The 13211-nt window shown below is 36.8% G+C and carries 11 protein-coding genes and 1 pseudogene; 4 read left to right on the top strand and 8 right to left on the bottom strand.

The genetic code is table 11. The annotated features are described in order from the left end of the window. Positions 1–134: 134 nt before the first annotated feature. Positions 135–1553: a glycosyltransferase gene (locus ACY3XC_RS20390; RefSeq protein ID WP_464870153.1), complete on the bottom strand. Its 1419-nt coding sequence runs from the start codon at positions 1551–1553 to the stop codon at positions 135–137. A gap of 141 nt (positions 1554–1694) precedes the next feature. Here ACY3XC_RS20390 and ACY3XC_RS20385 point away from each other — a divergent pair, with 141 nt between their 5' ends. Together ACY3XC_RS20385 and ACY3XC_RS20380 are read left to right on the top strand one after the other, a co-directional pair. After that, positions 1695–2897, top strand: a complete 1203-nt coding sequence (locus ACY3XC_RS20385; protein WP_464870152.1) for a glycosyltransferase — start codon at positions 1695–1697, stop codon at positions 2895–2897. Between the two features lie 84 nt (positions 2898–2981). Then, positions 2982–3305 carry an alpha-helical endospore appendage domain-containing protein gene (locus tag ACY3XC_RS20380; protein ID WP_283954181.1) on the top strand — a complete coding sequence of 108 codons (324 nt, stop codon included), beginning with the start codon at positions 2982–2984 and terminating at the stop codon, positions 3303–3305. Positions 3306–3991: 686 nt separating this feature from the next. Here the strand turns inward: ACY3XC_RS20380 and ACY3XC_RS20375 are convergent. From ACY3XC_RS20375 to gmd, 3 genes and pseudogenes are all read right to left on the bottom strand, one after another. Next, positions 3992–4303: pseudogene (locus ACY3XC_RS20375) on the bottom strand (hypothetical protein); the annotation flags it as partial. 165 nt (positions 4304–4468) lie between these two features. Next, positions 4469–5392 (bottom strand): GDP-mannose 4,6-dehydratase, encoded by a 924-nt coding sequence (locus ACY3XC_RS20370; RefSeq protein WP_464870151.1) that lies wholly within the window; start codon positions 5390–5392, stop codon positions 4469–4471. Between the two features lies 1 nt (position 5393). Further along, positions 5394–6353 carry a GDP-mannose 4,6-dehydratase gene (gene gmd / locus ACY3XC_RS20365; RefSeq protein ID WP_464870150.1) on the bottom strand — a complete coding sequence of 320 codons (960 nt, stop codon included), beginning with the start codon at positions 6351–6353 and terminating at the stop codon, positions 5394–5396. A 148-nt stretch (positions 6354–6501) separates the two neighbouring features. On the opposite strand from gmd, the gene ACY3XC_RS20360 reads away from it, so the two are divergent. Together ACY3XC_RS20360 and ACY3XC_RS20355 are read left to right on the top strand one after the other, a co-directional pair. Beyond that, entirely contained in the window at positions 6502–8664 is a 2163-nt protein-coding gene (locus ACY3XC_RS20360) for a glycosyltransferase (protein WP_464870149.1), read from the top strand. 27 nt (positions 8665–8691) lie between these two features. After that, positions 8692–9489, top strand: a complete 798-nt coding sequence (locus ACY3XC_RS20355) for an FkbM family methyltransferase (protein WP_464870148.1) — start codon at positions 8692–8694, stop codon at positions 9487–9489. A gap of 371 nt (positions 9490–9860) precedes the next feature. Here the strand turns inward: ACY3XC_RS20355 and ACY3XC_RS20350 are convergent, their stop codons facing one another. From ACY3XC_RS20350 to rfbF, 4 genes are read right to left on the bottom strand one after another with little or no spacing between them, the layout of a single operon-like run. Beyond that, positions 9861–10838 carry an NAD-dependent epimerase/dehydratase family protein gene (locus ACY3XC_RS20350; protein ID WP_464870147.1) on the bottom strand — a complete coding sequence of 326 codons (978 nt, stop codon included), beginning with the start codon at positions 10836–10838 and terminating at the stop codon, positions 9861–9863. Next, positions 10838–11287: a dTDP-4-dehydrorhamnose 3,5-epimerase family protein gene (locus tag ACY3XC_RS20345; protein ID WP_464870146.1), complete on the bottom strand. Its 450-nt coding sequence runs from the start codon at positions 11285–11287 to the stop codon at positions 10838–10840. The genes ACY3XC_RS20350 and ACY3XC_RS20345 overlap by 1 nt, the downstream gene beginning before the upstream one ends. A gap of 22 nt (positions 11288–11309) precedes the next feature. Beyond that, positions 11310–12401 carry a CDP-glucose 4,6-dehydratase gene (gene rfbG / locus ACY3XC_RS20340; RefSeq protein WP_464870145.1) on the bottom strand — a complete coding sequence of 364 codons (1092 nt, stop codon included), beginning with the start codon at positions 12399–12401 and terminating at the stop codon, positions 11310–11312. Between the two features lie 7 nt (positions 12402–12408). Further along, on the bottom strand, positions 12409–13182 hold the full coding sequence (gene rfbF / locus ACY3XC_RS20335) for a glucose-1-phosphate cytidylyltransferase (RefSeq protein WP_464870240.1): 774 nt from the start codon (positions 13180–13182) through the stop codon (positions 12409–12411). Between the last annotated feature and the right edge of the window lie 29 nt (positions 13183–13211).

The following is a 13211-nucleotide window of genomic DNA, read 5'->3' as shown; positions in this document are numbered from 1 at the left end:
CTTCAGTTTATTCTTTATATCTTCCTTTGAATGTGCTTTAATCCCACTACATATGTGGATTTTTTAATATACATGAAAATAAAAAAGCAAAGTCATCTTCACAGACACTTTGCTTAATTTGCTTTCAAATAGTTTTATTTTGGATCAGCTTCTTTCATAAAACAATATCTCATCATACGAAGGATATTTTCTTGAAAATCTTTACTTTGTTTCTCCATGTTGTGTGCAATGTAAGTAAGATGCTCGATCGCATGGCTATAGTTTTCCTTTCCAATATAAACAATAGCAGTGTTGTATCTTGCCATAAGGGTTTCTGGGTATACAGCCAAAATATTCAAATAGACCCCTAATGCATCTTCAATACGATTTTCAGCATACAACTGATTCGCTCTTTCTAGTTCCTTCTTAATAATATCCTCATCGGTTCGAATAGGCCCCTTTTTTAAATGAACCAAATGTTTTATCCTGTCTAATACATACCGGGAGCTTTTTTCCCATGTGAAAGAAGACAAAATATGTTGACTCGCTTTCTGTCCTTTCTCCATAACTAACGTTTGATTCTCATAAGCCAATCGCATAACCTTCTGTAATTCGTTAGGATCGATCGACAGCCACCATGGAAAATCGACCGTATCGAGATTTCCAACTTTTTTGTCCGGTAGAGTAACCTCCTTCGATGGAACAAAGAACGCAGTTTCCTCATTGCAAAAATCTACACAAGATCCTTTATCTGGCACAATCACTGGAGTACCACATGCCATGGCCTCTGCAATAGGCAGCCCGAACCCCTCTCCTCTGTAGGGATGAACCAAACAATCACACGCTTTATACAATCCGGCCAGCTCTATTTCGGAAAGCTGCCTATCCATATATACAATACGAGGATGATTCGGGTCAGACATTGCTTCATGGATCATTTTTTCCAGCGTTATTCCTTTGTAAAAAGATTGAGTTCCAGTATCTTTGATGAATAAGCAAACATCATCATCTATAGTAAACTCTTTAAGATATGCTTGTAGTAAAGTATCTATTCCCTTGCGGCCAATTGTACCGCCGACGAAGAGAAACTTAAAAGAAGATGAGTCCAATGCTAGTGGCTGGACATTGGGATGAAATAATTTTTCATTGACGCCAAGTGGAATGACATGAATGTTACTTTCAGAAATCCCTGAGCGGATATAGCTATCCTTATTGTATAAACTGTAAACCCAGATTTCATCTACCCAATACTTCATGGGAATATACCACTCTCTCGGGATAGCTCCAAATTCCCAGGGCTGCATACATACCGAAATTCCATTTTTAAGTTGCGGCCAATGGGGCGGCCACTGATGAGAGATCGTCAAGTCGGGATTAGAATAAGAGATAAATGACTTTTTTTGACTTTTGATATATGGATCAAGCAACTTTTCTATTTCAGGTATCTCTTTTCTAAGATTTATATCTTGATTTTGCTGAAGATACTGGCAAATATGTTGATTCACAATCGAAAGACTATGTCCTGCAAATTGAGATCCTATCCAATTGAGTTTCACAATATCATTCTTCAACATAATCCTCCTAAAGTATGAGTTTGTTAGTTTCCTTCACTCATTATATGGTTTTTGATTATATAAGGTTCCAATCATTCACTTTTACCTTAATCTAAACATACGATGAAGATGAATATTTACTGTCAAAAGGGAGGAAATACCATGAATGACCGACGACTGTCGCTATGTATGATAGTAAAGGATGAAGAAAACTTTATTGATGGCTGCCTCAAAAGTGTAAAAGATTATGTGGATGAGATGATTATTGTCGATACTGGCTCAACTGATCGAACGGTTGAAATCTGTAAATCATTCGGTGCTCAGGTCTTTACATTTAAATGGAATGGGAGCTTTTCAGATGCACGTAATTATGGCTTGGAGCGTGCAACAGGGGATTGGATCTTGTGGTTAGATGCCGACGAAGTAGTAGATACTTCTGACGCTAAGAAGCTACGTGAAGCGCTCAAATACGATGACCTGCTCCTATCTGTTCATTTAATCAATTATTATGGTGACAGCCCTGATCCCAATAAAACATTCGATATTGCCCATACCCGCCTTTTTCAAAATCACAAAGGTTTTAAATTTAATAATAAAATTCACGAGATGCTAAATGCCAATGAAATTATTGCAAAATTTAACGAAGATCCCACCATTAAAACTGTGCCTATTAAGGTATATCATTACGGATATTTGGATCCTGTCAATAAAGAGAAAAAGAAATCTGAACGTAATATCGGTATGCTAAAAGACGAGCTCAAACAAAAGGACTACAGCCCTTGGATTGAGTACCATATTGCGAGTGAATATTACCGTCTAAAAAACTATAATGAGGCATTTGATTATGTCAATCGTTCAATTATGGGATTTCTGAAACAGCTCAAAACTCCTCCATCTCTTTTATATCGATTAAAGTATTCAATATTGATTAGTTCAGGAAGTATCGAAGGGGCATGGCCTGGTATCGAGAGAGCTGTTACCCTCTATCCTGATTATGTAGATCTCCATTTTTATAAAGGCATTATTTTAATGGTTAAAGACTTGTTCAAAGAGGCTTTGGAGGTATTTGATCTCTGCCTTGAAATGGGAGAAGAAAATTTACAGCATCTTACTTTAAAAGGAGTTGGGAGCTTTCAAGCCTTATACTACAAAGGTTGCTGTTTAGAAAAATTAGGGAAAATTGAGGAAGCTGCAAAATGTTATGCACGGGCCTCTAGTCTATCATCTACTTTTATCTCGCCAGTAGAAGCATTGCATAAAATAATGGAAAATCATCAAGACGTCTTTACAGCATTACCAGAGGATAATGAGGATAAAGCATTAATTACCAAAATACTATCCATGAGCACAAATAAAAATAAATAATCTCTAAATATATTACATTAGCCCTCTCTAATAGTGAAGTGGAGTATATAATATACTATTCCAACAAGAAAGAGAGGTATTGAAATGTCATTTCCAAATATCCCGAATATTACTCCACTAATTTCGGTAACTACTGAGCAGACAATTCCACTGCTTTTGGCTTCCATTGCTTTGGAGGAATTAGCACTTGCTCACATTATGAATGCTGAAGCAGAAAAGCTTCAATTCGTTCTAGGAACATTAGAAACAGGAGTTACATTTACTCCTGCAGAGGTGTCATTAGGGGACCTTCTTGATGTCAATGCTAGTGTTCAAAGAACACTTCGTGACGTGATTAAGAAGGAAATGCTGTTAGAATTCAAGTTTGAAAATATTCTTGACCTAATTGCTATCACTCCTCTTCCTTAAGGAACCCTTCACCCTCAATTCATCCCTTAATATGATGAATTGGGGGTCTTATTTTTATGATGAAGCAAATATAGAAATTATGTACTCTATTAAAAAAGCCCAGGTATATTGACCTGAACTTTCTTCTATTTTCTTCCTAAATTAGAATACTAAACTATTTATACACAATCAGGAGGGTCGAAGTCAGGACAATTATTAACGATGACATTACCATTTGGAAGATCTTCGGCTCTAAATTCTTCCGTTCCATTTAAAGTAAGTCTAACTTCATCATCATTCCCGCCACGATCAAATAACTCTAAAACAAATGGAGTATTCCCTATTCCATTCCTTGTTCCTATACCTGAAATAGTGTATCTCTCCTCAATAATATCACCTTCAGCATCCCTAACAACACAACAAGTACCCAAAGCTCCGGATGAAGTTAAAAAGTATTGATCAGCAACAAATGTAATGGTAGGATTAACATTTGGAAAGTTAAGTTCGAAAAGATCCTGTTGTGTCGGATCACATTGAGCTGCCCCTTCACCTTGGCCGCATATTCTTACTCTTCCGTTACTGGTACCGCTTCTTACCAGATCAGCTTGAGCTGTTTCTACTAATACTCCCCCAACTCTACGCTCAAAGGTATCATTTGAAGCAACAAAGTCTCCAAGGCATTCACATATTCCTTCTACTTCTTCTTGAGTTTCAGTGATTAAGTCAAGGACGTTTTCAAATTTGAATTCGAGCAGCATTTCCTTCTTGATCACATCACGAAGGGTTCTTTGAACACTTGTATTGACATCAAGAAGATCCTCTATGGAAACCTCTGCAGGAGTAAACGTAACTCCTGTATCTAAAGTTCCTAGAACGAATTGAAGCTTTTCTGCTTCTGCGTTCATAATATGAGCTAGGGCTAATTCTTCAAGTGCAATGCTTGTTAAAAGTAACGGAATTGTCTGCTCTGTAGTGATTGATATAAACGGAGTTATATTAGGAAAATTTGGGAAAGACATAATTAATTACCTCCTTTCAATCTATATATTGTAAATTATGAAAAACTACTCAAAATGAAACGACAATTGTCCCAAATCTAATAGCCTTTTTTTCCAGCATGCTATCTTCAAGACTCAAGACAAAACTGGGCATAGAAAAACAGCCCCTTCTCAAGAGGCTGGATTTTACAAGTCTTTTAACCAATAATCATAAATATCTATTAAAGTATCTTCAAGTTTCCTTTTCGGTTGCCATCCTGTTAAGGTGAACAATTTTTCGGGATTTCCTACTAATCTAGGGGTATCTGACACTCGTATTCTGCTTGGGTCAACTACTAGATTAATCTTTTTATTTGAAAAACTTATTAATATCTCTACTATATCTTGAATATTGACACCTTGACCCGTACATACATTATAAGCTTCCCCCGCTTTACCGAAACATGCGATATGGTAATAAGCTTCTACGATGTCCCTCACATCAGTAAAATCCCTTGCAGATTTTAAATTTCCAATTCGAATGATAGGTTCTTGTGTTCTTCCTTTATTTATTTGAGCTATTTGATAGGCAAAATCAGTCGTTACAAATCCTAATTTTTGCCCAGGACCGATATGATTAAAAGGCCTGGCATGTGTGACATTTAATCCATATGATTTATGATACAAATTTACAAGCATACTTAGGGCACACTTGCTGATTCCATAAGGGCTGACTGGATTTAATCTGGTTTCTTCGCTAACTTTGTCTAAATTGTCCGGAATCCTTCCATACTCCTCTGATGATCCAACAGTCATCACTTTTATATGGTCATTTACTTTCCTAACAGCTTCCAATAAATGAATCGTACCAATCACATTTCCATGAATAAAATCGGCTTTATGCTCCCAAGAGTCCTTTACATTGCTTAATCCTGCAAGGTGAAAAATGTGCGTAGGCTTAATTTTTTCAATTAACTCCATGATTTCAGATTCAGACAGTAAATCTACTTTAAAAATATGTTTCTCGCCTCTATTGAATCTTGATGTCCCATAAACATCAGCTTTATCCTTCAAAAAAAGTTCAAGATATTTCCCGACAAATCCGGTAATCCCCGTTATGAGTGCTTTCATTTCATTCCCCATACTTTTTCAGGTCATGTTCAACCATCATTTTTATTAATTCCTCAAAAGTAACCTTTGGCACCCATTTCAACTCTTTTTTCGCCTTTTTGGGGTCTCCTAGCAATAAATCTACTTCTGCCGGCCTCATAAATGCAGGATCCTGGATAACATGATCTTCCCATTTCAACCCGACATGGTTAAAGGCGATTTCAACAAGTTCACATACTGTATTCGTTTTTCCAGTAGCTACAACAAAATCGTCTGGCTTTTCCTGCTGAAGCATCAGCCACATCGCTTTTACATAATCACCAGCAAAACCCCAGTCCCGTTTTGCCTCAAGATTGCCAAGTCGAAGCTCTGTTTGAAGCCCACATTTAATTCGAGCTACAGCATCTGTTACTTTTCGAGTAACAAATTGTATCCCTCTCCTTGGTGATTCATGGTTGAATAATATCCCCGAACATGCAAATAAATCATAACTTTCACGATAATTAACTGTAATCCAATGACCAAATACCTTAGCTGCACCATAAGGACTCCGTGGATAAAAAGGAGTTGTTTCTTTTTGAGGGGTTTCTACAACCTTTCCATACATTTCGGAGCTTGATGCCTGGTAAAAACGAGCATCCGGCTTTACCATCTTCACTGCTTCTAGAATATTTAGAACCCCAAGACCAGTAACCTCAGCTGTATAGACAGGCTGGGGCCATGAATCAGCTACAAATGATTGCGCACCAAGGTTATATACTTCATCAGGTTTAGAAAGCTTTACAGCCTGTATCAATGATGATAGATCAGACAAATCACCGGATATAAACTCTATTTCATTTAGTATATGTTTAATATTTTCATAGTTTTCTGTTGAAGTTCTCCTTTTTAACCCATATATTTTATATCCTTTTTCAAGAAGTAATTCAGCTAAATATGAGCCGTCTTGACCGGTAATACCTGTTATAAGAGTTCTTTTCATGGTGTCCTCCCAGTGTATGGAATGAAAAAGTATCTACTGGTATGTTTATGCATCGGTAACAATGTGATATGTCCTTTATTTATCCTATTTTGTAAAGTAATAAATTTATTTCCATTTAAATATACATGTTTATTGGGAGGTGAGTATTTTGCCTAAAGAGCATGATAATGACGAATTTTATATTAAACTTATGAAGGGATTACAGCTTTACCGTGCCAATCGTTCCGAAGAGGCCATTGAGCATTTTCTGCATATTCTTTCTGAATATCCCGATTCCCTTGAGACCCACTATTATATCGCTATCGTGTACATGAATAATAGCGATTTTGTTTCTGCAACTAAGCATTTACTTAATATTACTAAAAAAGGGGAAACTGAACCTGATAATTTTCAAGCAGAAGCTTGGAGTATGTTAGGCATTTGTTACATTCAATCCAAGTCTTTATCTCAGGCTTTCAATGCATTTAAAAAAGCTGCATCCATTAACCCTTCCCTAAGATCCAGGGAAATAGCTTATCTAAAAAAATTTATTCGAGAATCTTCAGAACCATCCTGGGAAATCTTTTATGAGTTAGGAAATAGTTACTCAAATATGCTTAATGATTTTCGTGCAGAAGAAATGTATATGAAAGCACTTGAATATGGTGGCAATCAATCTAATGTAATAGACTCTTTTTTGCATGTCTGTGAGCGCATTGATCGAAAGAGAAAACAGACAATCCTCAATTATTCAAAGCAATACATACCTACAGACACCGTGCCCACTCAATCATTAACATGGCTTCAATCAACTGCCTCCACAATCGAAGATACCGTTGAAAGCAAATTTAATAGAAGAAAACGTTGGGAGCGTTACTTTGTAAATGGTGATCGAATTTTAGAAATTCAATGGAGTCAGTCTACAAAATTGGATATAAACCCAAATGCAACAAATTTGGATGGAGTCCTGCTATTCATTCGTGAAAACACCATTTCTGCTTTTCATTTATTTTCTATGTTAAAAGAATTCTTTAACTGGATGAATCCTATGGGAAAAATAATAATTGTGGTTGATAGCCCAGATCAAACACCCATTCCAAATTCTCTAATAAATATGCTGGAAACATACATGAATGCAACTGGTTGGACCATCAAAGAAACAGATATACAAGAAGATAGAGATTCTTTTTATTTGGTTTCGCAAAAAGCGTGTTATGAAATTTTATGGCAAAGTCCGTTATTCAATTCATCGGGTTATTCTGAGGAGCAAAATCATTTCTTAGATGGAATCCGGCCATATCCTTTAAAAGTTAAAGTTTTTCCTATAGATCGAGCTCCAGAACTTGACCAATATAGAAAAAATATGAAAACGTTTTTGTTGCCATTACAAAATCAGAAAATCCAATCTCCTTTAATACATTATCAAGCATCACCGGCAAATGCTTTTTCATTTCCTGTTGCACCAATTTCTATCGCAAGAACAATGTTTGAAACGGATAGTTTACCTTCCAGTTGGGTAGAAATTTTAAACGAAATGACTGAGGTTTGGGTTCCTTCTGAGTTTAATCGGGAGACGTTTGCTTCCGCTGGAGTAAATATTAACCGGATTAAAATTATCCCTGGAACATTAGATGAGGACAAATATAATCCTCACAATGTGCTTCCTTACCCATTAGCTCGCACAAACACTTTCAAATTTCTATCTGTATTTGACTGGAGTATTCGTAAAGGCTGGGATATCTTACTTCAAGCGTATTTCGAGGAGTTTAGTGAGGAAGATGATGTTTCCCTTGTATTAAAGATTTCCAAAATTAATGAACCGAATACAAATCCGTATATAAAAATAAGAGATTTAACTAAAAAACTAGGTCTGAAAAAACTACCACATTTTCATATCATACAAGAAAACTTATCTGAGGAAGAAATGATTAGCTTATACTCAGCAGTTGATTGCTTTGTATTGCCTTCCAGAGGTGAAGGCTGGGGACGTCCTTATATGGAGGCTATGGCGATGGAGTTACCGACCATTGGTACAAAATGGAGCGGACAACAAGAATTTATGAATGACAGCAACAGTTATTTAATCAATATTGAGGGTTTAGTTCCTATCAACTCTAACGATATGCCTGCTCATTTTCACGGCCATCAATGGGCAGCACCAAGTGTCAATCATCTTAAAGCTTTGATGAGACAAGTGTACACTCAACCGGCAGTGGCCAAGCAAAAAGGAAAAAAAGCAAGAGAAGATTTATTTCCCCGATTTTCAAGGCATACAATTGGCCAGCAAATCTATCAGCGCATAGACAAATTAGTAAAATATTACTATAGTTAAACAACCTGAAAACTACTGAGGTGAAATATGAATAGAATAGTTGCATATATGGGGGATCATACCATTTTAACAAAGCTATATTACGGGCCCAAAATATATTTAGATACGCGTGATTTAAGCATGACAGGTCATCTAATTTTGGACGGATTTTGGGAGAATTGGATTACCAAATTATTTTTATCAGTTGTTAAGCCCGGGATGACTGTTTTAGATATCGGTGCAAACTGTGGATACTATTCACTTTTGGCAGCACATCTGGTAGGAGAGCATGGAACTGTTCACGCTTTCGAACCTAATCCGTTCCACCATGAAAATTTTATGAAAAGTAAATCGATTAATGGATATACTCAAATTCATTTACACAAAGTTGCTTTAGGAAATAAACAAGGTGAAATAATGTTATATAGCCCTGTAAAACATACTGCTTCGGCTAGTTTTCATAAAGAAACAATTAAAACTGTTATTGATGATTCAATAACAAATGTTACCGTACCTATGGTAAACCTATTAGAATATTTACCTGGCATAAAGGCTGATGTAATCAAGATTGATATCGAAGGGGCAGAACCATTCATCATTGATAGCATACTTGAAATCATTCAGAATAGTAATAACGTAAAAATTATCATGGAGTATAACCAATCTTCATGGAGAAATCAAGGATTTGACTGCGAGTCCATACTAAATAAATTTGTTAATTGTGGTTTTCAGCTGAATATCATACAGCATGATTCAACATTGCTTCAAGTCACCAGCAAAGAATTAGTAAAAAAAACTAATGAAGTAACGCATTTTGATCTATATATAAGTAACAGCAAATCATAGAGCAGCTCAGCAAGGTTTATTACTAAAAATACGGTAAATATACCAAGGAATTAATTTGATAAAATTAGAAATTATTTACCCCAGAAAAAACAGAGTGAAGAAGAAAGCTTTTCCACTCTGTTTTTTTCGTCTAGACATTATCCGATTTACTAACTGTATATACTCCTTTATAATACTCCTGATCTTTCGAGCGTATTTTTCATAGAAAATTTATTCTTAAAAGTCGGAGCCTATCATCTCTCCCTCTCCCTTACTACAGGGAGTATGATTTTTCCTTTTAAGACATATCAAACATACATAACTAGTTCTCTGTCCTTTTTTGTTAATTGTTTGTTATTATGTTGCTTCTCAGTACTTAAATACCTTCCTCACTATTCTTGATTCGTCATCTCTCCCTGTAAATAAGCCTGTAAGCCTTTCTCCAAGGAGGATGGTTGCCAGTCCAGCGTGGATAAAGCTTTACGATTCGATCCATAACTTACTTTAGCTTCACCGGGCCTTAATGGACGTTTCCCAAAAACGAGCAAATTCGGATCAGTATCTAGGATATCCGCAAAGTTTAGCAGCAACTTGCTCAATTGTGTCGCCTGGCCATGACACAAGTTAAACAGATCGAATAATACATCCCGGTTTAAATCTTCTATTAAGGCTTGATATCCACAGCATAAATCGTCAATATACAAAAAATCTCTAAACTGTTCACATGACGATAACTCAATCGGTTTACCCTCACGCAAAGCTTTTATAACGCTTGGAATTACTTTCCCGGGAGCATCAAGCGATCCATAAGGAATGAATACCCTTGCTATTCGCGTACTCAATTTGAACTCATGCGCTAATTGATAAGATCGGATCGTTTCCGAGAGTTTAGACAATCCGTAAGGGGTCATTGGCCAACAAGCATCTTCTTCATGACATGCCGAATCAGAATCACCGTATTCTGCTGATGAGCCAGTAACAATAACTCCGCGACACCCATTTTCACTAAGTGATGAAAATAATTCATACAAAGGTGTTACATTGATAGAATGACCTTGATCCAAGTTGTACTCCAATTTTTGGTAGTCTTTAGCCCAACCGGCATGGTGAATCCATATGGTTGGGTGTACAGATTTTATAAATTCACGTAAAACAGTGACATTTGTTATATCCAACAGCCTCAGATCTACACCCGCTCTACTTGCTCTTAGTAATCGCTCGTGACGAAGAAAATCATAATCGCGAATATCCTGACTAATCGTGCCTATCACCCTCCAATTTTTACATGACAAATAACGCGCAACGTGAAAGCCAATAAAACTACTCACCCCGGTGATAACGACCGTTTTATTCGATCTTTCGCCCGTCATTATCGATGCACCAAATCCCAGGAATATGGTATAGAGTGATCAAATGGGTCCATTCGTTTAATCTCATTCGGGTCGTGAGGAATGGAAGAACAATTTGCTACAATAGCCGTCTCGGTCCCCACGCCTTTAAAACCGTTCCACACAAAAGGAGGAATCGTTACTAGACAATAGTTATCAGGCCCTAGAAAGAGTTCTTGAATTTCTCCGTGAGTCGGACTTTCCTGCCGGCCGTCGTAAAGAACCAATTTTATCTTTCCATGTGGAACGGCATAATTTAAAATCATCTTTTTATGAAGATGCCAGCCTTTAATCACTCCAGGGTATACACAAGAAAAATAAATTTCACCAAAAGAGACATAATCTGAATCGGTGCAACGTAACATGTGCATGATCTTACCGCGTTCATCAAGAATTTGTTTCAGCGGTGTGATTTTAACACCTTCTATCATGAGAAAACTCCTCCTAAATAATTTAAATTTTTGCTCTGGCGTTGGTATATTCATCAATTTGTTGAATACAAATTGATGTTAAGTCCTGTTTTTCTATATATACTTCAGTCCATTCGATAACTTTGTCAATCGCTCTACTCACATCCCATACTGGATGCCAGCCTAAATTTAATTTTGCTTTCGAACAGTCTAATTTCAAGTAATGGGCTTCGTAGGGCTGGTCCCTATTATCAATCATGTAGGAAACTTCGCCTCTCCATTTTGCACAAATCGTTTTAACGATCCACTCAACAGACTTTGCATCGTCATCTTCAGGGCCGAAGTTCCAGCCTTCTGAATATAAAGCCCCTTGCTCATACAATTTTTGTGCCAGTAATAGATATCCACTCAACGGTTCGAGAACATGCTGCCATGGTCTGATTGCTTCAGGATTTCTGATTTTAATTTCTTCTCCTTTTAGAAACATTCGAATACAATCTGGTATTAAACGATCCGCTGCCCAATCTCCTCCGCCAATCACATTCCCCGCTCTGGCCGTCCCAATACCCACCCCATGTACGGAATAATCCTTTGGATGAAAAAAAGAGCTGCGATAAGACGCAGTAACTAATTCGGAACAAGCTTTGCTGTTAGAATATGGATCATAACCCCCTAGCTGATCATTTTCACGATACCCCCATGGCCATTCTTTATTTTCATAACTTTTATCCGATGTAACATTAATCACTGCTTTGACGGGGATTCCGTTTTTAATGGCAAATCGTACAGTTTCTAATAGGTGAACTGTTCCCATGACGTTTGTTTGGTAGGTTTCAAGAGGAAATTGATACGAAGCCCTGACGAGAGGTTGTGCTGCCATGTGAATTACGATATCGGGATGAGCATCTATAATAGCTTTTTGTAATTGTTGTTGATCCATGATATCCCCATAAATAGTGGGAACAATTTTATCAAGATTACATAATTCAAACAAACTAGGTCTGGACGTTGGAGCTAAAGCATATCCTGTAACTTTTGCCCCTAACCTATGAAGCCATATGCACAACCAGGATCCTTTAAAGCCCGTATGACCAGTAATGAAAACTCTTTTGTTTTTCCAGAAGTTCTTATCCATTACTCTTTCACCATATCTTCCAGGGAGCCTGCTCTGAGTTCCATAATTCCTCAAGACGGTTTTTATCACGCAATGTATCCATTGGATGCCAAAACCCAAAATGTTTATAAGCCATAAGTTGATTATTTTTGGCGAGATTTTCCAACGGATCCTTCTCTAAAACCGTTGCATCTCCTTCTATATAAGCAAAAATCTCGGGCTGAATAACGAAGAATCCTGCATTAATCCAACCTCCATCACCTTTAGGTTTCTCCTGGAAACCAGTCACCAAATGATCTTCTCCTAATTCTAGTGCTCCAAATCTGCCATTTGGCTGGGCAGCTGTTACCGTGGCTATTTTTCCAGAAGCAAAGTGAAAATCAACGAGTTCACTGATGTTTATATCAGATACTCCGTCCCCGTACGTTAACATAAAAGTACGATTTTCCACATACTTTTCAATTCTTTTTAATCTTCCACCTGTCATTGTTTCTCTTCCGGTATCCACTAACGTTACTTTCCAAGGCTCTACACAACCATTATGAATAATTTGTTCATTATTATTCCGGAAATCAAAGGTAACATTTGAACCATGCAAAAAATAGTTGGCGAAATATTCCTTGATATAATAACTTTTATAACCTAAACAAATAATAAAATCGTGGAAACCATAAAAGGAATATATTTTCATGATATGCCATAATATAGGTTTTTCTCCAATTTCAATCATTGGTTTAGGCTTCAAATGAGATTCTTCACTTATCCTTGTTCCAAATCCCCCTGCTAGGATAACTACTTTCATATTTGATAAAAGTTGTTCCTTAGATTCTG

It is taken from the genome of Bacillus sp. CZDM1, from assembly GCF_055502545.1.
This window is presented reverse-complemented; position numbering and strand designations above follow the sequence as displayed.

Coding starts and splice junctions, on each gene's coding strand:
- rfbF (WP_464870240.1), bottom strand. CDS start 13,182: ATGAAAGTAGTTATCCTAGCAGGGGGATTTGGAACAAGGATAAGTGAA.
- ACY3XC_RS20350 (WP_464870147.1), bottom strand. CDS start 10,838: ATGACGGGCGAAAGATCGAATAAAACGGTCGTTATCACCGGGGTGAGT.
- rfbG (WP_464870145.1), bottom strand. CDS start 12,401: ATGGATAAGAACTTCTGGAAAAACAAAAGAGTTTTCATTACTGGTCAT.
- ACY3XC_RS20370 (WP_464870151.1), bottom strand. CDS start 5,392: ATGAAAGCACTCATAACGGGGATTACCGGATTTGTCGGGAAATATCTT.
- ACY3XC_RS20355 (WP_464870148.1), top strand. CDS start 8,692: ATGAATAGAATAGTTGCATATATGGGGGATCATACCATTTTAACAAAG.
- ACY3XC_RS20380 (WP_283954181.1), top strand. CDS start 2,982: ATGTCATTTCCAAATATCCCGAATATTACTCCACTAATTTCGGTAACT.
- ACY3XC_RS20345 (WP_464870146.1), bottom strand. CDS start 11,287: ATGATAGAAGGTGTTAAAATCACACCGCTGAAACAAATTCTTGATGAA.
- gmd (WP_464870150.1), bottom strand. CDS start 6,353: ATGAAAAGAACTCTTATAACAGGTATTACCGGTCAAGACGGCTCATAT.
- ACY3XC_RS20390 (WP_464870153.1), bottom strand. CDS start 1,553: ATGTTGAAGAATGATATTGTGAAACTCAATTGGATAGGATCTCAATTT.
- ACY3XC_RS20385 (WP_464870152.1), top strand. CDS start 1,695: ATGAATGACCGACGACTGTCGCTATGTATGATAGTAAAGGATGAAGAA.